Origin of the sequence: Pedobacter psychrophilus (assembly GCF_001652725.1) — a bacterium.
Taxonomy (GTDB): domain Bacteria; phylum Bacteroidota; class Bacteroidia; order Sphingobacteriales; family Sphingobacteriaceae; genus Pseudopedobacter; species Pseudopedobacter psychrophilus.
The window spans coordinates 784,508-806,008 of record NZ_LWHJ01000022.1 but is presented as its reverse complement, the minus strand read 5'-3'; the positions used below and the strand labels follow the sequence as shown (position 1 = coordinate 806,008).

Below are 21,501 nucleotides of genomic sequence, written 5' to 3'. Positions count from 1 at the left end.
TCGGAATCGCTCCGATTGTGTTTCCCTTTTGTTCGGGGTGCAAAGATGTGGTTATTTTATTTAACTTCCAAATCTTTTTTTTTATTTTTTAAAGCCTTTCGGATTAAAAATTTCCGCTTTTAACGGGTTGCAAAAGTGTATTAATTTATTGTATTAAACAAATTAATTTAAATATATTTTTATGTCATGTTACATATAAATATCTCTAATTATTTAACTGTTTGCTGCTTATTTCAATATACTGCAATCCTTGCGTTTGCGGAGTGCAAAGATGTGGTTTTTAACTTTAAAACACAAGTCTATATTATCTTTTATTTAAAATATTTATTAACAAGATGATAATGTGATGTAATAATTTAAATAATGATATTATTCAAATACTGCATTCTAAGCATGGTTAAATTTTGAGCGAATCATTTGATTGCTATTTAATAAGTAACTTTTATAAATAGTGAGATAATTTAAAATATTTGGAAATTCTTATTTTATGGTACTGTATGATTACAACCAAGTTAAATTTATTATTCTTGAACAGTCTTCAACCAAATAAATCGGATGGTAATTGAAATGCCCCTTTTGAGAGGGGCATTGGATCAAGTTGAGGGCTACAATTACCGAAGAATGGTATCAGCACCTTCACAAAATCTAAAATTTAAGATGTTTAACTGTTTGTCCTTTATTAATGAGTTGTAATAGAGAATCTATTCCTATTCTTAAATGAGATTCGATATGTTCTGCTGAAGTTTTTGAAGAGTCGTTTTCTGCAGTTTTAACTCCTTCTGGAATCATTGGCTGATCTGAAACTAACAATATTGCACCAGTAGGTATTTTATTGGCAAAGCCAGTAACAAATACAGTTGCAGTTTCCATATCTACAGCCATTGCCCTTAATTCTTTAAGATATTTTTTAAACTCGCGATCATGTTCCCAAACTCGGCGATTGGTTGTATATACCGTACCCGTCCAATAATCACGAGAATGTTCTCTAATAGTAGTTGAAATTGCTTTTTGAAGTGCAAATGCAGGAAGTGCAGGCACTTCGGCAGGCAAATAATCGTTTGATGTACCTTCACCACGAATTGCTGCAATTGGTAAGATAAGATCACCTATTTGATTTTTCTTTTTTAAACCTCCACATTTACCCAAAAATAATACTGCTTTAGTTGTAATTGCTGTTAACAAATCCATCATAGTAGCCGCTAATGGGCTTCCCATGCCGAAGTTTATGATTGTTATTCCGTTTGCAGTTACGCTTTGCATTGGCTTATCTAATCCATATATAGGAGCATTATCATGCCATTCGGAAAATAATTGAACATATTTTGAAAAATTGGTTAGTAATATATACTGCCCAAATTCATTCAACGGTCGACCAGTATATCTTGGAAGCCAATTAGCGACAATGTCTTCTTTAGATTTTAATCCTTTTTTTATTGGTGACGAAACCTCTTTATGAGATTGACTTTCAGTTGGATTCTTCTTAATATCTTTTTCTTCGTTCATAAAATTATGTTTTAAAAAAAATCCCGATTCTATCGGGATTTTTGTGTTATGCTGCTTTTAATTTTTTAATGTCTGATTTTTCAAATTGCTCCCTGGCATAATTCAGATCTATTATTAGTTTTTTATCATCATGCTTTTGCGAGGGCATTTCAAACATGGCATCTATCATAATTGCTTCGCAGATTGAGCGCAATCCTCTTGCCCCTAATTTGAACTCCATTGCTTTATCAACAATAAACTCGAAAACGTCTTTTTTAAATTCTAGTTGAATATTTTCGTAACTGAATAATTTAGTGTATTGTTTAACCAATGAATTTTTTGGCTCTGTTAGAATACATAATAAGGTTTCCCTATCAAGTGGATTAAGGTGAGTTATTACTGGAACCCTGCCAATCAATTCGGGAATCATCCCAAAAGCTTTTAAATCTAATGGTGTAATGTATTTATATAGGTTTTTTAAATCAACATCATCATTATCAGCTTTAAATTTATAACCAACCGTTTGGGTTCTTAGTCTATTAGCAATTTTTTTCTCGATGCCATCAAATGCTCCACCACATATAAATAAAATATTATTGGTATTTACTGGGATCATTTTTTGATCAGGATGTTTTCTACCGCCTTGAGGCGGAACATTTACAATTGTTCCTTCTAAGATTTTTAATAATGCCTGTTGAACACCTTCACCAGAAACATCTCTTGTAATAGAAGGGTTATCGCTTTTACGAGCTACTTTATCAACCTCATCAATATAAACAATACCTCTTTCTGCTGCATTAACATCATAATCTGCAGCTTGCAATAATCTAGTAAGTATGCTTTCTACATCCTCACCAACATAACCCGCTTCAGTTAATACTGTAGCATCGCATATGCAAAAAGGAACATTTAAAATTTTTGCGATAGTCTTAGCTAGTAATGTTTTACCAGTGCCAGTCTCTCCTACCATCATGATGTTAGATTTTTCAATCTCTACTTCATCCTTACCAATTTTTTGATTTAATCTTTTGTAGTGATTGTAAACGGCAACAGCCAGTACTTTTTTAGCATCGTTTTGACCAATAATATATTGATCAAGGTGTTCTTTTATTTCTAATGGTTTTAGCAAGGTAAGCACAGGGCTCATATTTTTACCCTTTTTCAAGGTTAGCTCCTCTGCCAAGATATCATTTGCTTGTCCGACACATTTATCACAAATATGCGCATCTAACCCAGCAATAAGCATTAAGCTATCTTGCTTGCCAGCACCACAAAACGAACATTTTATATCTTTTTGATTTTTAGTCATTATTTTTTTCTGAATTTGCCACTAATATCTCATCAACCATACCAAAATCTTTAGCTTCTTCCGCTTTCATCCAATAATCTCTATCTGAAGCTTTCTCTACCCATTCGTAAGTTTGACCAGAGTGTTTTGAAATAATATCGTAAAGTTCTTTCTTCAGTTTTAGCATCTCACGCAAATTGATTTCCATATCAGATGCTACTCCTTGTGCGCCACCAGATGGTTGGTGAATCATGATGCGAGCATGAGGCAATGCAGCTCTTTTACCTTTTGTACCAGCACACATTAAAACTGCACCCATAGAAGCTGCCATTCCTGTACATATTGTTGCAACATCTGGAGAGATGAACTGCATGGTATCATAAATACCTAAACCTGCATAAACAGAACCACCTGGAGAGTTGATGTAAATTTGTATATCTCTTTTAGCATCTGCAGACTGTAAGAATAACAATTGTGCTTGGATGATATTTGCATTTTGATCATAGATTGCATCACCTAAAAAGATGATACGATCCATCATTAATCGAGAAAAAACATCCATTTGAGCAACGTTTAACTGACGCTCTTCTATAATATAAGGAGTCATTCCTTGAGGTCTGAATATTCCTTGAGTATTATTGATGTATTTATCTACATGTAAACCTCCAATTCTGTGGTGTTTTACAGCATATTTACGAAATTCATCTTTATCTATATTCATGTCTTATTGTTGTATTAGAATTTGTTTAATATTATAACGCCAAATTGAATAAATGTTTTGATAAATGCTAAAATGCTTATCAATTATAGGTAAAATTTTTGATTTTAATATATATGTAAAAGGCAACCTAAATAGGTTGCCTTTAAAAATTTACACCTTGTTTGGTTTACTTCAATTCTTGAAATTTATTATAGTCAATATCTTGCTTATCTAAAGTGATTACTGTCTTTAAGTAATCAAAAACTTTTTGGGCTTTTACTTCATCAAAAATACGATTTGCATTCTCTTTATCCTGTAAAAATTGAGCAGTATATTGACCTAACTGTTCTTCTGAAAGTGCCTGAGGACTATACATTCTGAATTGAGCATCTAATCTTATTTTTGCTAATTGATATACATCTTCATATTTGATTTCAATCTTTTGGTCTTTCATGATTTTGTTCTCAACCAATGTCCAACGTAAGTTTTTAGCAAAATCATTGTAACCGCTTTCTAATTCCTCATTATTAACTTCTTTATTTGCAACCTTTAACCAGCGTTTTAAAAATTCATCTGGTAAAGGCATTGTTGCTTTTTCTGAACCATATTTATATAAATCTGCAGCTAATTTTTTATCAGCATCCTGAGCCATCATTGATTCTAGCTCTTCAGTTATTTTTGCTTTAAATTCTTCCTCAGTTGTTACTGAGTTTTCTCCAAAAAGTTTGTCGAAAAATTCTTGATTTAAATCTGATTCTTCTAATCTGTTGATATTTTTTACAGTCAGTTTAAATTTAGATTCTGGAATAATTGGATTTTCTTCTTCTAGTTTTAATATTTTTATTAATAATTTTTGATCATCAACAGCAGTTACTAAATCAAAAGACTCAATAACATCTCCTTTTTTTAATCCGATAAGAGATTTTAATATGGTAGCATCTTTAACGGCATCTAACCTTAGAGAAGTAGTTACGTTGATTCCATTTTCAAACACAGAACCATCGGCGTTAAGCTGAATAAATTCTCCAAAAATCACATCTCCATCGGCAACAATTTCTGGATTGGTCATTTTACCATAGCTTCTTCTAATGCTTTTTGTACGAGCCGCTAATGTTTCATCATCAACTTTAATATTATATTGAGTTAATTTATCTTTAGCAGAAAATTCTACATTAACCTCTGGAGCTAAACCTAAATCGTAATTAAAAACAAACTCATCATTAAAATCCCAGTTAAATGAGGCATCATCCTGCTTAGGTAAGGGCTGACCTAATATTTCAATTTCGTTTTGTTGAATATAATTATTTACAGCTTCTGAGAGCATGGTATTTATCTCCTCTACCAAAATGCTTTTACCGTACATTTTTTTTACATGCGCTGGAGGAACCATACCCGGGCGAAAACCTGGAAGTTTCATTTTTTTTGCCTGATCCTTAATTTTTTTATTTACTGCCTCTTGATAATCATCTGGAGTAATTTTAACGGTAACAATTGAGTTTAAGTCGTCAGTTTTTTCCTGTGTAATATTCATTATGTGATATTTTCTTTTTCGGTTTGTGTGATACAAAAATCCCTCCCATTTTGTGGGAGGGATTGGATTTATGTGCGGAAGAAGGGACTCGAACCCCCACGCCGTGAAGCGCCAGATCCTAAGTCTGGTGCGGCTACCAATTACGCCACTTCCGCATTTAGGATTTTTCCAATATTAGGTGTTTCTAATTTGGATTGCAAAGATAGGATTTGTTAAGATTATTGCAAGAGATTAGATGGATTTTTTTTCGTGATTGCACCAATTTAAAAGATTTCACAGATTATGTTCTTGATTACACAAATTTAACGGATTTCACAGATTAGTTTCTTGATTTCACAGATTTAAAGTATCTCACAGATATAATTAAAAAGATTTCGGTAGATTTTGAAAATATGATACGGCTTTTAATAATCTGCTGCCATACCAACTAAACATTTCTCCATCCACCAATTTTATTTTTGCATATGGCCATATTTGCTGGAAATTTTTAATGTGTTTTTCTTTAAATGGATAAGGTTCGGACGAAAGGAAAACCACTTCTGGATTTAAGCCTTTTAACTCTAAATCTGAAAATGTAGGATATCTATTTTCTTTAATTAAGTTTTTTAATCCGCAATATTTAAGCATCTCATTAATAAATGTTTGTTGTCCGGCTAACATATTTGGATTTTGCCAGATGAAATATATTGTTGATTTAAGTTCGTTTTCATTTATACTTATATTATTAAAAAATTGTAGAATATTTTTAGAAAGATTTATTGATTCTTGTTTTTTATCAACCATCTCCCCTATTGTCTCAATCATATTTATTGCATCATCAATATTGAAAATATCACTCATCCAAACAGGAAATTCTTTGGTTAAAATTTCGATTTCTTCTTTTTGGTTTTCTTCTTTATTACCAATGATTAAATCAGGTTTTAATTCTCTTATTTTATTTAAGTCGAGATTTTTTGTTCCGCCTATTTTGGTTGTGTTTTTAAATTTATCTTTGGGATGAATACAAAACTTAGTAATACCAACAATATATTCATTTAAACCTAAATCAAACAGTAATTCTGTTTGCGAAGGAACAAGTGAGATTATCCTTTTTGGAGGAAAATTGATTTTGACGGTTCGATTTAATTGATCTTTAAACGTTTTTGTATTCATTTAATAATGATGGGATCAGCAATTAATGGATAAGATTAATAATAAATTTTCTTTTGGTTGGGTTTTCTTATCAGGATTAATAACCACTGGAATTCTAAATTTAGGATATTTTAATTCAGATAGAAAAGATATTCTTTCTATTTGGGTAGGATTCTCCTTTCTTTTCATATCCTACTTCATTATTTTATATAAGTTTAATAACCCATCTATGAGATGGCAAAATAATTATTTAGCCATAATCAGTAGAGTAATCTTACTATTCTCTGTCCCTATTTTGAGTGATGATTTTTACCGGTTTATTTGGGATGGCAGCCAAATATTACATGGAATTAATCCTTTTAGTTACACACCAAAAGAGTTGATGTCTTTTAAATATGATTGGGTGGATACTTTGTTATTCCAAAAGATGAACTCCCCAAATTATTTTTCTGTTTATCCTCCAATTAATCAAGTTATTTTTATGCTGAGTGCCATTCCCGGAAAAGGAAACTTATTAGGCTCGGTTGTAATTATGAGAGTTTTTCTCATACTTTTTGATTTTGGAAATATTTATTTTATCCGGAAGCTGTTAACTTATTTTAAAAAGGATGAAAGGTTGGTTTTTCTTTATGCTTTAAATCCATTAGTGATTATAGAGTTTATTGGTAATCTACACTTTGAAGTGGTGATGATATTTTTTACGTTGTGGAGTATTTGGCTTTTATTAAATAATAAATGGATTCTGAGCTCAGTGATATTAGGCTTGGCGGTTTGTACCAAATTATTACCAATTATTTTTCTGCCTCTTTTTATTAGATACATTGGATGGAAAAAAACAATTTATGCAGGTATTATTTGTGGATTTGTAGTCTTGATTTTGTTTTTACCTTTTATTCATAACCTAAAATTGTTAGAAAATTTAATCTCAAGCATTCAACTTTATTATGGAAAATTTGAATTTAATGGAAGTATTTATCAAATTTTAAAAGCAGTTGGATGGAAATTTTTAGGATATAATCCGATTGCTTTTACCAGTAAAATTTTGATTGGACTTTCATTAATAGGTTTCTTGATTTCTTATTTAAAAAGCAAGAACATTTTAGAAGGCATTTTTTGGGTGATGTTTACCTATTGTATATTTGGAGCAATTGTACACCCTTGGTACATTTTAATTTTAGTTGCTCTAACTCCATTTGTAAAATGGAGGTTTGCTTTGATATGGTCTGTTTTAATTTGCTTGAGTTATTACACTTATCGTGTTGAGCCTTATGATGAGAGTTTGTGGTTGGTTTTGGTTGAGTATATTATTTTAGGATTGTTTATGATTTGGGAGATTTTTTATAGTCGTGATACCACAGATTTTAAAGATTACACAGATTCAATGCAAAGTTTTAAAGGTGATGTAATCAAGAAAGATTAAACTTATTAAGTTGAATTTTTAATAAGCTTAATCTTTTTTTATTCTCTATAAAATTGATTGCCTTACTCTTATTAATTTTTTCAGTAAATCTTCCAATAAAGTTAAATCTAACATGTTTGCGGCGTCAGATTTTGCATTTTTGATATCGTCGTGGGTTTCAATAAACAGACCATCTGCACCAACTGCTATTGCTGCCTTTGCGATGGTTTCAATTAAAGCAGGTTTGCCGCCCGTAACTCCTGAAGCCTGATTTGGTTGTTGTAAAGAATGTGTGCAATCCATCACTACAGGTACGTTGAAAGATCTCATTTCTGGTATTCCTCTATAATCCACAATCAAATCTTGGTAGCCAAAAGTATTACCTCTATCGGTTAAAATAACATTGTTATTGCCACTTTCTATAATTTTATCAACTGCAAATTTCATAGAACCGGCGGATAAAAATTGACCTTTTTTCACATTTACAAATTTTCCTGTTTCTGCTGCTGCAACTAATAAATCTGTTTGTCTGCAAAGGAAAGCTGGGATTTGCAAAACGTCAACATAAGCGGCTGCCATTGCTGCATCCGTACTTTCATGAATATCTGTTACGGTTGGGACATTAAATTCTTTGCCGATTCTTTCAAGAATTTTAAGCGCCTTTTCATCTCCAATCCCTGTAAAGGAATCTTTTCTAGATCTATTTGCTTTTTTAAAAGAACCTTTAAATATGTAAGGAATTTCTAGTTTATCCGTAATGGTTATTATTTTTTCCGCTATCCTTAAAGCAATATCTTCTCCCTCAATTGCGCAAGGGCCTGCCATTAAAAAGAAATTTTGAGTATTGGTATATTTTAATTTGGGGATGTTTAACATCTTTTTAATGATTGAGGAATGAATTTTGAATGAATGAAGATAATAATGAATTTTGAATCTAATTATAGTTTTGAATTTTGTAGGATTTGCGTTAGGGATAGGAACGGCATCTTCGCCAGCAGTCGGACTGGCTTTTTTTGTTCTTACAAAAAAATAAAGTGGATAGCCCGTTAAAAACGCCCAAATTATTATTTTAAACATTTCCAGGATAGCCCAATAATATCCCTAATTAATAAATTAATTTCCTAATTCCGACATAAATTTAATGCGCATCAACTGTATTTCTTCTCTGTTGTAATCATCAGAACCCAATTCTGATAATGCATCATCTATTGAGTCTACTTCGGCTGTTTTAAAATAGTCAAAAACTTCGTCTTGCCTGTCTTCATCAATAACTTCATCGATGAAATAATTAAGATTAAGCTTTGTGCCTGAGCCCACAATAGACTCTACTTCTTTTAAAATATCCTCATAACTGATACCCTTTGAAGCTGCAATGTCTTCTAAAGATATATGCCTATCGATATTTTGAATAATGGAAACCTTTAGCGCAGACTTATTTGCAGTAGTTTTTACAACAAAATCTATCGGACGATCAATGTCATTATCTTCAACATATTTTTTTATTAACTCTATAAAAGTAGTACCAAATTTTGCGGCTTTCCCGTTTCCAACTCCAGAAATATGTTTTAGCTCATCCATATTAATTGGATAATGTGTACACATTTCGTCTAAGGATGGGTCTTGAAATATAACAAATGGAGGTAAGTTTTTTTGTTTGGCAATTTTTTTACGCAAATCTTTAAGCAATTGCAAAAGTTGCACATCAACTGCTCCACTTCCTTGTTGTGCAGCATTATCCTCATCGCTTTGTGCACTTTCCATTTCCCTATTCATGATGAAACGCAATGGATATGGACTTTCTAGAAATTTCTCACCAGATTTAGATATGCGCACTAATCCAAAATTATCAACATCTTTAATAATAAAATTATCTAATAAAGCTTGTCTTAAAACAGATTTCCAAAGTAGTAAACCTTGTTCTTTTCCAATTCCAAAAAACTCGCTTTGATGATGTTTATAAGATTGAATCTGAGCTGTTTCTAAACCTAAAAGAACGTTTATAATATATTGATCATCAAACTTATCTCCATTTTCTTGAATAAAAGTTAAGACTGTTTTTAAATAATCTTCTGCACTAAAATGCTCTTTCTTTGCCCTACAATTATCGCACATATTATTGCAGCCAACTTCATTAAAGTTCTCTCCAAAATAATGTAAAATCTGCTTTCTTCTGCAAACAGCAGATTCTGAGTAATCAATTACCTCTTTTAATATTTGTGTACCAATTTCACGTTCAGAAACCGGTTTATCTTTCATAAATTTTGCTAGCTTATCTACATCTTTCTCTGAGTAGAAAGCCACACAAATTCCTTCTCCACCATCTCTGCCTGCCCTACCCGTTTCCTGATAGTAGCCTTCCATACTTTTCGGGATATCATGATGAATTACATAACGAACATCTGGTTTATCTATCCCCATTCCAAAAGCAATGGTTGCTACAATTACATCAACATCTTCCATCAGGAATTTATCTTGAGTATCTGCTCTAACTTTTGGCTCTAAACCAGCGTGATATGGTAAAGATTTTATACCATTAATTGATAAGGCGTTGCTTACTTCTTCTACCTTTTTACGGCTTAAGCAATAGATAATGCCAGATTTACCAGAATGACTTTTAATATATTTTACAATTTCTTTAATTACATCTCTTTTTGGGCGTACATCATAAAATAAATTTGGCCTGTTAAAAGAAGATTTGAATAAGTTAGCATCCGTCATCCCTAAATTCTTCTGAATATCATATTGAACTTTAGGAGTAGCTGTAGCAGTTAAAGCGATTAAAGAAATATTTTCTCCAATATTATTTATTACTTGCCTTATTTTACGATATTCTGGTCTAAAATCATGACCCCATTCAGATATACAATGTGCCTCGTCAATGGCTACAAAAGAAATCGTTAATAATTTTAAAAAGTCTATATTATCTTGTTTTGTTAATGATTCAGGCGCAACATAAAGCAATTTTGTTTCACCGGCTAAAACATCTTCCTTAACTTTTAATATTTCAGATTTGTTAAGTGATGAGTTTAAAAAATGTGCAATATTATCACGACCACCAAAAGCTCTTAACTGATCTACTTGATTTTTCATTAAAGCAATAAGTGGGGAAATAACCAAGGCAGTTCCTTCACTCATTAATGCTGGTAATTGATAACATATAGATTTACCTCCGCCAGTTGGCATAATTACAAATGTGTCGTTTTTCTCTAAGATGCTGTTTATGATAGCTTCCTGATCGCCTTTGAAATTGTCAAACCCGAAAAAAGTTTGTAGGTTGTCTATTAAAGATTTTTTAATCTGCATTATTAAAGTCAAAAAAAACAGTCCATACTGATTTTAGACATCAAAATAACATATTTTTGTGAAATAATAATATTTTAATTATAAACTTTTACAATTTGAAATCAGTACAAGAAATATTAGAGGTTGCAAAAAAAACAATTTTAACTGAGGCAAATGCTATAGAACAACTTCTTAAGCAATTAAAACCCGATTTTGCACATCTAACTCTTGCCATATTAAACTTAAAAGGTAGGGTAATTATTACAGGTGTTGGAAAAAGTGCTATTATTGCTCAAAAAATAGTTGCTACATTTAATTCTACAGGCACACCCGCTATTTTTATGCATGCTGCAGATGCGATTCATGGTGATCTTGGAATTATACAAAAAGACGATCTTGTTTTGTGTTTATCTAAAAGCGGCAATACTTCTGAGATAAAAGTTTTGATTCCGCTATTGAAACAAGGAAATAACAAATTAGCTTGCTTTGTTGGTGATACCCAATCGTTTTTAGCCCAACAATCTGACTTCGTAATTGATGCAACTATAGAAACAGAAGCTTGTCCACATAATTTGGCACCAACCACAAGTACTACAGCTCAGATGGTTTTAGGCGATGCTTTGGCAATCTGTTTGTTAGAATGTAGATCATTTACAAAAGACGATTTTGCTAAATATCACCCTGGAGGAGCTTTAGGTAAAAAACTTTATTTAAAGGTTAGCGATTTATGCGCACAAAACGAAAAACCCGAGATAGAAATTACTGCTAATGTGAAAGAGGCTATTTTAGAAATTACTAAAAAAAGACTAGGTGTAGTAGCAGTTATTAATGGTAAAGAATTGGCTGGTGTAATTACAGATGGCGATTTAAGAAGGATGATGGAAACTTATAATTCATTTGAAAACTTAAAAGCAGTAGATATTATGAGTAAAAACCCAAAAACTATAGATGCCAATGAAATGGCTGTTAATGCTTTAGCAATGATGAAGCAATTTAACATTACTCAACTTATTGTAAAAAAAGATAATATATATAATGGAGTTGTACATTTGCATGATTTACTAAAAGAAGGAATTATTTAAACCAATTATAATGAATAAAAATAATTATGCTTTAATTATGGCCGGTGGTGTGGGAAGCAGGTTTTGGCCTGTTAGTCGTACTACGTATCCTAAACAATTTTTAGATGTTTTAGGAACCGGAAAAAGCTTGATTCAAAATACTTTTGAAAGATTTAAAAAAATTGTACCTGTAGAGAACATCTATATTTTAACCAACGAAAATTACTTTGATTTGGTTAAAGAGCAATTGCCAGAATTAATAGACAATCAGATAATTGGGGAACCAATTATGAGAAATACAGCTCCTTGTATTGCTTATGGTTGTTATAAAATTAAACAGTTAGATAAAGATGCCCAAATTGTTGTCGCACCTTCTGATCATTTAATTTTAGAGACTGAAAATTTTGTTAATATCATTAATAAAGCCCTGGTTGCCAGTAAAGAACATAAGTGTTTAATTACTTTAGGAATAAAACCTTCTCGTCCAGATACAGGTTATGGATATATACAATATTCTGAAGAAACGATTACTGATAATTTGCATAAAGTTAAAACCTTTACAGAAAAACCGTCTTTAGAAATAGCTCAAACTTTTTTAGATAGCGGAGATTTTTTATGGAATTCTGGAATTTTTATTTGGAGCGTAGGAGAAATTATTAAAGCTTTTGATACTTATTTACCTGACATGAGCGAGATTTTTAGAGATGGGAAATCTCATTATAACTCTAAATCAGAAAAAGAATTTATTCAGTCTGCTTTTCAAAAATGCACCAATATTTCTATCGATTATGGGATCATGGAAAAAGCGGATAATGTATATGTAATGCCATCAGAATTTGGATGGAGTGATTTAGGAACCTGGTCTTCTGTTTATGATTTGGCTGATAAAGATTACGTAGGCAACGCTGTCATTAATGCAGAAAAGGTGGTCATGTACAATTCATCCAATTGTATGGTAAATGTACCTCAAGATAAAGTAGTTATCTTAAACGGATTGCATGATTTTATTGTGGTAGAATCTAATAATATGTTGATGATTTGTCCAAGAAGCGAAGAACAACATGTTAAACAAGTTGTTGCGGATGTTAAACATAAATTTGGTATAAAGTATATTTAACAATATTAAAATCAAAAGGTCATTCTCTATAATAAGGAGAATGACCTTTTTTTATTCTACAATTAAGAAACCTTCCTCACCACCAAATTATAATTCTCGATTTTAGAGATAATAATATCGGTTCCATGATCAATATAACCATCATCAGAAACGGCATCAAACCATTCGCCATCGATATCTATCCTTCCAGAAGGACGCAAATCTGTTTTTGCAAAACCTCGCTTTCCTAACAATTCTATCCTTGGTTTTTTAACTTGATAACCTTCATTTGATTGCTGCTCATCATTTAAAACCAATCTTTGGAAAGCGCCAGACTTTAAAATATTTCCTCCAAAAATCACAGATAAAGCGATTGCTGCGATCATCGAAGCCAAAACAATTAAAAAAGATTGTGTTATTCGTTCGCTTCCGCTGATGCTGAGGTCAAAAAAGTCGTTTAAAATCAAGCTCATAGCTAATCCAATAATAATAAATATAATTCCCAAAATGCCTAAAACCCCAAATCCTGGAATTAAGAATATTTCTAATATCAACAAAACCACTCCCCCAACAAATAATAAAATTTCCCAATTAGCGGCTAGTCCTTCAACATAAAGTGGCGCAAAAAACAGTAATGACGCAACAATTGTTACCAAAAGCGCAAAACCAATTCCCGGTGCTTGCAACTCGAAATAAATTCCTCCAATAATTAAAAGTATTAAAATACTGCTTACGGCTGGGTTTGTTAAAAATCCAATAATAAAATCTACTGTGGTAGGCTGATATTCTGTTTTTTGAAAATTAGAAATCCCTTCTTTTGCTAAAACATCACTTATCGAGCTTGCTTCACCATTACAAAAACCATTTGCTATGGCTTCATTAGTGGTAAATGTTAATACTTTACCTTTCTCGTTGATATCTTTTATTTCCACATTAGGATCAACAAAAGCCTCTGCAATTTTTGGATTTCTTCCTTTTGCTTCTGCAGTTGTACGCATTAAGCCACGCATATAAGATTGATATTTTTCAGGTAAAACTTCACCATTTCCATTTACCACGCTTGCGGCACCAATACTAGCACCACGAACCATATAGATTTTATCACAAGCGATAGAAATTAACGCCCCAGCAGATGCTGCATTATTATCAATATATACTATCGTTTTCAAATTACTATTCAAAATTTTTGTGCGGATAGAATCGGCATAATCTAACAAACCGCCGTAAGTATTCATATCAATAATCATTACGGTGGCGCCATTTTGTTTTGCAGCTTCAAATGCTTTCTTAGTAGCTCGCCAAGCTGCAGGATTTATTTCTTCTTTTAAATTTAACTGATAAACCTTAGTTTGCGCCAAAATATTAGTGCTGCTAAAGCATATTATTAAAAATAAAATTCCATTAATTATTCTTTTCATAATTTTTGCATCAAAAAGATGATTTCCTCTAAATATACTGCAAAGCATTTACACTCACCCAAATCAAATCAAATTATTTGGAAAATAATTTTAGATGATGACAATGAAACAATAGTATGGGAAAGCAGAACGAATGATAAAAAAGTATTTTTTAATTCTTATGATTTTATAGGGCATAAATATCTCTTACAAGATTTTTATTTGGAGGATGATTGGCTTTTAAATATTCAAACTGTTAAAAATCAGATACTTTATCTTTCAGGTTTTGAAAGTGAATTTTCGCCTGTGCAAAAGGGAATAATCGCATTAGATTTAAAATCGAAAAAAGTTTTATGGCAAAATTTTAGCGTAACTCTGCAACAATTTACCCAGCAAGGATTGGTTGTTTTTGACCCAAGGGTTAATCCTAGAAAATATAAATTGTTAAATTCTGATAATGGCGAGTTAGTAGAAACTGTTGTTTTGGAAGATTTAATTTTTTTAAAATCTTTAAATAATGAGATTATTTTACCGAAAATTATTGATGAAAATTTAGATTTGGAAACTAAACACCAACTGTTTTATAAAGATTTAGAGATTTTATCAGGTTATAAACCACAAGGAAATCATTTTGACCAATACCTCATCGTTAAAAAAAACGATGCTGTTTTATTTGAAGACATCATTAACCAAGCCATAACAAAGAAGAGTTTTGATACGTTCTTTATCTGGCAAAGCAAACTGATTTTTATTAAAAACAAATCAGAAATTGTGAGTTATTTAGTATAATTGCAAAATTTTTAAAATGAATAAAAATCATTTCATGAATTATAAAAACCTCCTATTTTTTATATTTTTCTTGTCCATAATTTCTGTAAAAGCGAGTTCTTTTAGGGATTCTATTGGTGTGGAAAATCTAAATGGTAAAAAACTGATATTACACAAAGTAGAACCTAAACAAACTTATTACGCAATTGGCAGAAGATATGGTGTTAGCCCTCAGGTTATTATGGAATATAATAAAAATGCGAGTTTACAACCATCGGAAATAATAAAAATACCTACACAAATTCCTTTCAATAGCCCTCCTACAGTTTTTACTTCAACTCCTCCTAAAAAAGATAAAGAGACAGATAAAACTAAAGAAATAACACACAAAGTGACAGCAGGCGAAACGCTTTACAGCATTGCTAGTAAATATAATATGCGTGTGGATGATCTTAAACTTTTAAATGATTTAAAATCTAGCAGCTTAACTATCGGGCAAAAATTAAAAGTAATTTCTAACGAAAAAGTTAGCTTAACACAAGAAGTAGAAGTTAATGATAAAGGAAAACCACAAGTTGTTATCGAGAAAAAACCTGAATATAAGCCTGTAAATCCTAATAAAATTAAATATTTAGATTCTACTGATTCTCAGAGCAGTGTTGAAATTCCAAAAAACCGATACGGTATTACCGCCATGAATGATAAGGGTTTGGCAGTTTGGATTGATGATAATAATTTAGACGCTACTAAAAGCTATGCGTTACATCGTACAGCGCCAGTTGGAACTGTAATAAAAATCACAAATCCCATGACAAGCCGTAGCGTATTTGCTAAAGTTGTGGGCAGGTTTACAGAAAATGAGACCACAAAAGATGTAATTATTGTAGTTACAAAAGCTACCGCAGATGCCATTGGTGCTTTAGATAAAAGATTTTTAGTCAATATAACCTTCGGCGTACCGAATGAAAATTAAAAAACCTTACGTATTAGGAGTTGCCGGAGGAAGTGGTTCTGGAAAGACATTCTTTCTCAATTGTTTTTTAAATCATTTTTCTTCTGAAGAAGTTTGCCTAGTTTCTCAGGATGATTATTATATCCAAATGGGAGAAATGACGCCCGAAGAAAACCGTCTTCATAATTTTGATTTACCTACCTGTATAGAAGTTAATCAGTTTGAAAACGATGTTTTTGATCTATTGAATAATAAAACCGTTTATAAAAAAGAGTACACCTTTAACAATCCGCATGCAATCCCTAAAATTTTAGAGATTAAGCCCGCCCCTATTTTAATTTTAGAAGGTTTATTCATTTATCATTATGAAAAAATAGATGCCATTTTTGATGGTCGTATTTTTATTGATGCTGCCGCAGAGATTGCTTTAGAGCGTAGGTTAAAAAGAGATTTATTAGAAAGAGGTTACTCTGAAGATGACGTGATGTACAAGTGGCAAAATCACGTGATTCCTGCTTATAATGAATACTTATTACCACATAGAACAAGGTGTGATAATATCATTGAAAATTCTACCAATGAGTTAAAACATATTTTAGATATTACTGATGAGATTTCTAAAGATTTGAAAATGAAATTAGGGTTTTAATCTAATTCTTTTTTAAAATTATCAAGTCGTTATTTTCTATTAATACAGTATATGTACCAAGATTTTTTAATTCCATAATCTTCTGTTTATGCTCTTCTTCAGTAATAGGCCAAGTACTTCTATTTTGTTTAATTACTGCAATATATTTTGAATCTTTTATGATAGGAAAATGATACAAGTTACTCCGTTTATATAAATACGGCGATAAACAAGAACTCGTACTTACGCTAACATCATTTGGAATTAACTTTAAATCTTCTTTTATAGAATTGAGGTTTAAACCAGATTGATAATGTTTTAAACTCAGAATATTAGAATTTGCTTTGTAATCATATTCTCCCAAACTAAAACTCATACTTAAGAAAGTTGAAAATAAGGTTGTTACACAGCAAAAAAAGGCTATTTTTTTTTGCTGTGTAATTTCAATTTTACCAAGCCCTAATATAAAAGTGAAACTTAATAATGGAACAAATTCAATGCTGTATTGATGATAAATACCATAAAGACTAACATCACTAGATAGAAATTTTAAAGCTACAGGAACAAAAAACATTAGAAATAAAATTGGATTTTTATATAACAAAAATCCACCTGAAAATATCAAAAAACACATAAATATCAATTTCTGATAAGCAATACCTCCACCATTGAAATTGATATAAAAAGCTTTTAAAATGTTAACTGGGTGATTAAATAAATTGAGAACGATATCACCCAAAGAGTTACCCAAATGTGAAAATCTTAAAAACTGTAAATTTTGATCTGTATTTTGCAAACTAGGCATTACATAAAAGATTATTGCTAAGCTATAGATTAGCGATAAAATTGCTAGAATTGGGAATTGAGGATTAAATTTTTTATATTTCTTAAGATCTAATAAAAATAAAACACAGAAAATAAAAAATAACCAGATCCCAAAAGTTTCCATGCAAATCAGCATTAGAAAACTAGAAATAATCAATTGTGGATATTTTTTTTGATCAGCATATAAAAATATCCAAGGCAAGATCATTGATCCAATAACATTATTATGGAAATCAAAGGCTAAGGCAGCATAAATTCCCCAAATAAGATAAAACTGTAAAAGGCAATACTTTGCTAAAGTCTCATTTAATTTAATTTTTGAAAATTTATAAATTGGATAACCTGCCAAAGAAATTATTAATATTTGAATAACTGACGGGGTATAACTGCCAAAAATTAAGAAAATAGGATAATACAAATAAATAATCGGGCTAAAATGGGTTGCTAAAAATGGCATATTTATTCCATCAATTCCTAAAGTAAATAATGGGCTTTGCAAATTACCTATTTGATAAAGTGCCTGATTGACCATGCCTAAATCAAAAAATGTTCTTAAACTATAATGATTGACGATTGAGATCAAGGAGAATAAAAAGAAAAAAAGAAAACCTATTACAAACTTTTTATCTTTCAGTAAAAACATATATTAAAACGGAATTAATTTTAATAGCAAAAAAAGAATGCTAAATTTAAGACGTAAAATTAATAGTAGTTTTCATTTTTCTACAAACTATGAAAATTATAAAATAAATATTATCGTTAAAACCTCCAAGGTTTATTAAATTTACAGGCTAATTGCCAAATAGGTTTATCGCTTTCCTTTAAAAAGCTATTAAATTTCTAAAATGATTAATAACATAATAGACGATTTCGATTACAACACTTCTAGAGAAAAGCTGATTTTAGCAGAATACGGACGTAATGTGCAAAATATGGTGGAGTATATTGTGGCTTTGCCTACCAAAGAAGAACGTAATAGATATGCCCAAGTGGTAATTGATATGATGGGTTTTTTAAATCCGCATTTAAGAGATGTTCCTGATTTTAAACACAAACTTTGGGACCATTTACAAATCATATCTCAATTTAAGATAGATGTAGATTCTCCTTATGCTTCGCCTACCAACGAGGAAATGAATTTTAAGCCAGAAGCTTTATCATATCCACAAAAACGCATAAAATTTAAGCATTACGGACATACTGTAGAGTTGATGATTAAGAAGGCAAAGGAAATTCCAGAGCCTGATAAAAAACAACATATGGTTAATTCCATTGCCAATTTTATGAAAATGGCTTATACTTTATGGAATAAAGATCATGTTGCTGACGAGCAAATCATTTCTGATTTGAGAGATTTATCTAACGGAGAGTTGGATTTAACCAATGTGGTTTTAAATAAAGTAGAAATCAAACCACCAACCATTCATACTAATACAGGTAGCAGAACACAAAAAACTGGTGGCCGAGGTGGAAGTAGTGGAGGAAGTCGTCCGAGTAATAACAACAATAATAAAGGTCGCCAAAAAAGTTATTCAAATAACGGTGGCGGTGGCAGAAGGTCTAATTAATTTAGCCTATAAATTTATATAAATGTTCAATTTTAATCGATTGAACATTTTGTTTTTAAACCAATTTTAAAACCAATACAGCAATATGAATGCATTTGAGATTCGTGGAGGGAAACCTTTAAAAGGAGAAATTATCCCTCAAGGAGCAAAAAATGAAGCTTTACAAATATTATCAGCAGTTTTACTTACGAAAGAAAAAATTACCGTTAGTAATATCCCAGATATTAAGGATGTAAATAAATTAATTGAGCTTTTACAAGATTTAGGCGTAGATGTAAAAAGGATTTCTAAAGATACTTACGAGTTTCAGGCAGCAAATATAAATTTAGATTTTTTTCATTCTCAAACTTTTAAACAAAAAGGCGGAAGTTTAAGAGGATCTATCATGATTGTTGGACCCTTGTTAGCAAGATATGGTAGAGCAGCGATACCGAAACCAGGTGGAGATAAAATTGGAAGAAGACGTTTAGATACTCACTTTTTAGGTTTCGAAAAATTAGGAGCAAAATTTATTTACAATGCAGAAACTGGTTTTTTCAATATTGATGCTACCCAATTAAAAGGAACTTTTATTCTTTTGGATGAAGCATCTGTTACCGGTACAGCAAATATTGTAATGGCGGCTGTTTTAGCGCAAGGAACTACCTCAATTTACAATGCCGCTTGCGAACCTTATTTACAACAGCTTTGCAAAATGCTGAATAGAATGGGCGCAAAAATAACAGGTATTGGTTCTAATTTATTAACCATAGAAGGTGTTAGCGAGTTGAGCGGAACAGAACATCGTTTGTTACCTGACATGATTGAGATTGGTTCTTTTATTGGGCTTGCAGCTATGACTGCATCTGAAATAACCATTAAAAATGTTTGTTATAACGAGTTAGGAATTATCCCAGATACTTTTAAAAGATTAGGAATTCAAATGGAACTGCGTGGAGATGATATTTACATCCCGGCACAAAAAAGTTATGAGATTGATACTTTTATAGACGGTTCTATCTTAACAGTTTCAGATGCGCCATGGCCTGGATTTACTCCAGATTTATTATCAATTGTTTTGGTTGTTGCTACACAGGCTAAAGGTTCGGTATTAATTCATCAAAAAATGTTCGAGAGCCGTTTGTTCTTTGTTGATAAGCTAATAGATATGGGTGCACAAATAATTCTTTGCGACCCACACCGAGCAACAGTTATAGGATTAGATAAAAAATATCAACTAAAAGGTATAGAAATGACTTCTCCAGACATTAGAGCGGGAGTTTCTTTGCTAATCGCAGCGTTATCTGCATCTGGTAGAAGTACCATTTATAATATAGAACAGATTGAAAGAGGTTATCAGGATATTGATACAAGGTTAAAAGCTCTAGGCGCCGATATTAGAAGATTATAATTAAAGACTCTCCATAAGGAGAGTTTTTAATTATAGCTTTTTTGGCTTAAATTTTGAACAAAACTTTTTAATTATCGATAATAAAAATCTCTTTTTAATTAAAACCTAACATAGGTTTTAAACGTAATTGATTTAACTCATCAAATTTAAAATGGAAAAGATCATAATGAAAAAAGTTAAAATAATAGTTGCAGGATTATGTATAGTAGCAATTTCTGCCAGTTGTACCAATGGAACTACAAAAAATAAAGATAAATCCGCAGCAAGTCCTCAAGCAACAACTGTAAAAGAGAATTTAAAAGAAGATATAGCATCAATAAATCATTCTGCTTTTGATAAATTGTTAAAGAAAAATGTTTCAGATAAAGGTAAAGTTGATTATGCTGCCTTTGTAAAAGATAAAGCTTCTTTAGAGGATTACATTACCTTATTAACGAAAATCAATCCAGCAAAGCTTTCAAAAAATGAGCAAACCGCATATTGGATAAATGCTTATAATGCATCTGTTATAGATAAAATAGTAAGAAATTATCCAACTAAATCTATTTTAAAAATAGATGGAGGAAAGGCTTTTGATGTAATATTACCTTACAAATTTAATGGTGAATCTCTATCATTAAATGATATCGAAAAGAAAAAATTAATGGGCAGCGATTTATTTGATGGACGTATCCATTTCGCTGTTAATTGTGCAGCTGTATCTTGTCCAACTCTTCAAAACCAGGCTTATACTGCATCAAATATTCAAAGTTTACTAACATTAAATACAAAAGCAGCATTAACTAATCCTGCTTTTAATAAAATATCAGCTGATAAAGCTTCTTTATCTAAGCTTTTTGATTGGTATAAAGCAGATTTTATTAAAGCTGAAGGCAGTGTAGAAAACTTTGTAAATAAATACTCCAGCACAAAAATCAATAAAAACACAAATATTAGTTATATGGATTATAACTGGGATTTAAATTCGAAATAATAATTTTCATATATTTAAAGTTCAAAATTT

Annotated in this window: 18 protein-coding genes and 1 tRNA gene; 9 read left to right on the top strand and 10 right to left on the bottom strand. The window is 31.2% G+C overall.

Features of this window, described 5'->3' with window-relative positions:
- Nucleotides 1–645 precede the first annotated feature (645 nt).
- The 6 genes from A5893_RS08415 to A5893_RS08390 form a co-directional block, all read right to left on the bottom strand.
- Nucleotides 646–1,503 carry an AMP nucleosidase gene (locus A5893_RS08415; protein WP_068822080.1) on the bottom strand — a complete coding sequence of 286 codons (858 nt, stop codon included), beginning with the start codon at nt 1,501–1,503 and terminating at the stop codon, nt 646–648.
- A gap of 46 nt (nt 1,504–1,549) precedes the next feature.
- Nucleotides 1,550–2,791, bottom strand: coding sequence for an ATP-dependent Clp protease ATP-binding subunit ClpX (gene clpX, locus A5893_RS08410; RefSeq protein ID WP_068822079.1), 1,242 nt, complete (start codon nt 2,789–2,791; stop codon nt 1,550–1,552).
- Complete coding sequence (locus A5893_RS08405; protein WP_068822078.1) at nt 2,784–3,491, bottom strand: ATP-dependent Clp protease proteolytic subunit; 708 nt, start codon at nt 3,489–3,491, stop codon at nt 2,784–2,786. Before A5893_RS08405 ends, clpX begins: the two co-directional genes overlap by 8 nt.
- 166 nt (nt 3,492–3,657) lie before the next feature.
- The gene (gene tig / locus A5893_RS08400) at nt 3,658–5,001 is read right to left on the bottom strand and encodes a trigger factor (RefSeq protein ID WP_068822077.1); all 1,344 of its coding nucleotides are present in this window, start codon (nt 4,999–5,001) and stop codon (nt 3,658–3,660) included.
- Nucleotides 5,002–5,074: 73 nt separating this feature from the next.
- Nucleotides 5,075–5,156 (bottom strand) — tRNA-Leu (locus A5893_RS08395).
- 208 nt (nt 5,157–5,364) lie between these two features.
- Nucleotides 5,365–6,153, bottom strand: coding sequence for an ABC transporter substrate-binding protein (locus A5893_RS08390; protein WP_068822076.1), 789 nt, complete (start codon nt 6,151–6,153; stop codon nt 5,365–5,367).
- 25 nt (nt 6,154–6,178) lie between these two features.
- On the opposite strand from A5893_RS08390, the gene A5893_RS08385 reads away from it, so the two are divergent.
- On the top strand, nt 6,179–7,552 hold the full coding sequence (locus tag A5893_RS08385; RefSeq protein WP_068822075.1) for a hypothetical protein: 1,374 nt from the start codon (nt 6,179–6,181) through the stop codon (nt 7,550–7,552).
- 45 nt (nt 7,553–7,597) lie between these two features.
- On the opposite strand, the gene kdsA is transcribed toward A5893_RS08385, so the two are convergent.
- Both kdsA and recQ read right to left on the bottom strand, forming a co-directional pair.
- Nucleotides 7,598–8,407: a 3-deoxy-8-phosphooctulonate synthase gene (kdsA, locus tag A5893_RS08380; RefSeq protein ID WP_068822131.1), complete on the bottom strand. Its 810-nt coding sequence runs from the start codon at nt 8,405–8,407 to the stop codon at nt 7,598–7,600.
- Nucleotides 8,408–8,644: 237 nt separating this feature from the next.
- Nucleotides 8,645–10,834, bottom strand: coding sequence for a DNA helicase RecQ (recQ, locus tag A5893_RS08375; RefSeq protein ID WP_068822074.1), 2,190 nt, complete (start codon nt 10,832–10,834; stop codon nt 8,645–8,647).
- A gap of 95 nt (nt 10,835–10,929) precedes the next feature.
- Between recQ and A5893_RS08370 the strand changes: the two genes are divergently transcribed.
- Together A5893_RS08370 and A5893_RS08365 are read left to right on the top strand one after the other, a co-directional pair.
- The gene (locus A5893_RS08370; protein WP_068822073.1) at nt 10,930–11,895 is read left to right on the top strand and encodes a KpsF/GutQ family sugar-phosphate isomerase; all 966 of its coding nucleotides are present in this window, start codon (nt 10,930–10,932) and stop codon (nt 11,893–11,895) included.
- Nucleotides 11,896–11,905: 10 nt separating this feature from the next.
- Nucleotides 11,906–12,991, top strand: a complete 1,086-nt coding sequence (locus A5893_RS08365) for a mannose-1-phosphate guanylyltransferase (protein ID WP_068822072.1) — start codon at nt 11,906–11,908, stop codon at nt 12,989–12,991.
- 62 nt (nt 12,992–13,053) lie between these two features.
- Here A5893_RS08365 and A5893_RS08360 read toward each other — a convergent pair whose 3' ends face one another.
- Nucleotides 13,054–14,388, bottom strand: a complete 1,335-nt coding sequence (locus A5893_RS08360) for an NfeD family protein (RefSeq protein ID WP_068822130.1) — start codon at nt 14,386–14,388, stop codon at nt 13,054–13,056.
- 18 nt (nt 14,389–14,406) lie between these two features.
- Here A5893_RS08360 and A5893_RS08355 point away from each other — a divergent pair, with 18 nt between their 5' ends.
- From A5893_RS08355 to A5893_RS08345, 3 genes are read left to right on the top strand one after another with little or no spacing between them, the layout of a single operon-like run.
- On the top strand, nt 14,407–15,156 hold the full coding sequence (locus tag A5893_RS08355; protein WP_068822071.1) for a DUF4905 domain-containing protein: 750 nt from the start codon (nt 14,407–14,409) through the stop codon (nt 15,154–15,156).
- A 16-nt stretch (nt 15,157–15,172) separates the two neighbouring features.
- Entirely contained in the window at nt 15,173–16,108 is a 936-nt protein-coding gene (locus A5893_RS08350) for a DPBB and LysM peptidoglycan-binding domain-containing protein (protein WP_232456827.1), read from the top strand.
- A complete protein-coding gene (locus tag A5893_RS08345) occupies nt 16,098–16,736 on the top strand; it encodes a uridine kinase family protein (RefSeq protein ID WP_068822070.1) in 639 nt (212 codons plus the stop codon). The genes A5893_RS08350 and A5893_RS08345 overlap by 11 nt, the downstream gene beginning before the upstream one ends.
- 1 nt (nt 16,737) lies before the next feature.
- Here the strand turns inward: A5893_RS08345 and A5893_RS08340 are convergent, their stop codons facing one another.
- On the bottom strand, nt 16,738–18,183 hold the full coding sequence (locus tag A5893_RS08340) for a DUF2079 domain-containing protein (protein WP_068822069.1): 1,446 nt from the start codon (nt 18,181–18,183) through the stop codon (nt 16,738–16,740).
- Nucleotides 18,184–18,385: 202 nt separating this feature from the next.
- Here A5893_RS08340 and A5893_RS08335 point away from each other — a divergent pair, with 202 nt between their 5' ends.
- The 3 genes from A5893_RS08335 (at nt 18,386) to A5893_RS08325 (ending at nt 21,471) form a co-directional block, all read left to right on the top strand.
- Nucleotides 18,386–19,108, top strand: coding sequence for a DUF4290 domain-containing protein (locus tag A5893_RS08335; RefSeq protein ID WP_068822068.1), 723 nt, complete (start codon nt 18,386–18,388; stop codon nt 19,106–19,108).
- Between the two features lie 85 nt (nt 19,109–19,193).
- Nucleotides 19,194–20,498 carry a UDP-N-acetylglucosamine 1-carboxyvinyltransferase gene (gene murA / locus A5893_RS08330; RefSeq protein WP_068822067.1) on the top strand — a complete coding sequence of 435 codons (1,305 nt, stop codon included), beginning with the start codon at nt 19,194–19,196 and terminating at the stop codon, nt 20,496–20,498.
- A 151-nt stretch (nt 20,499–20,649) separates the two neighbouring features.
- On the top strand, nt 20,650–21,471 hold the full coding sequence (locus A5893_RS08325; protein ID WP_198342289.1) for a DUF547 domain-containing protein: 822 nt from the start codon (nt 20,650–20,652) through the stop codon (nt 21,469–21,471).
- Nucleotides 21,472–21,501 lie beyond the last annotated feature (30 nt).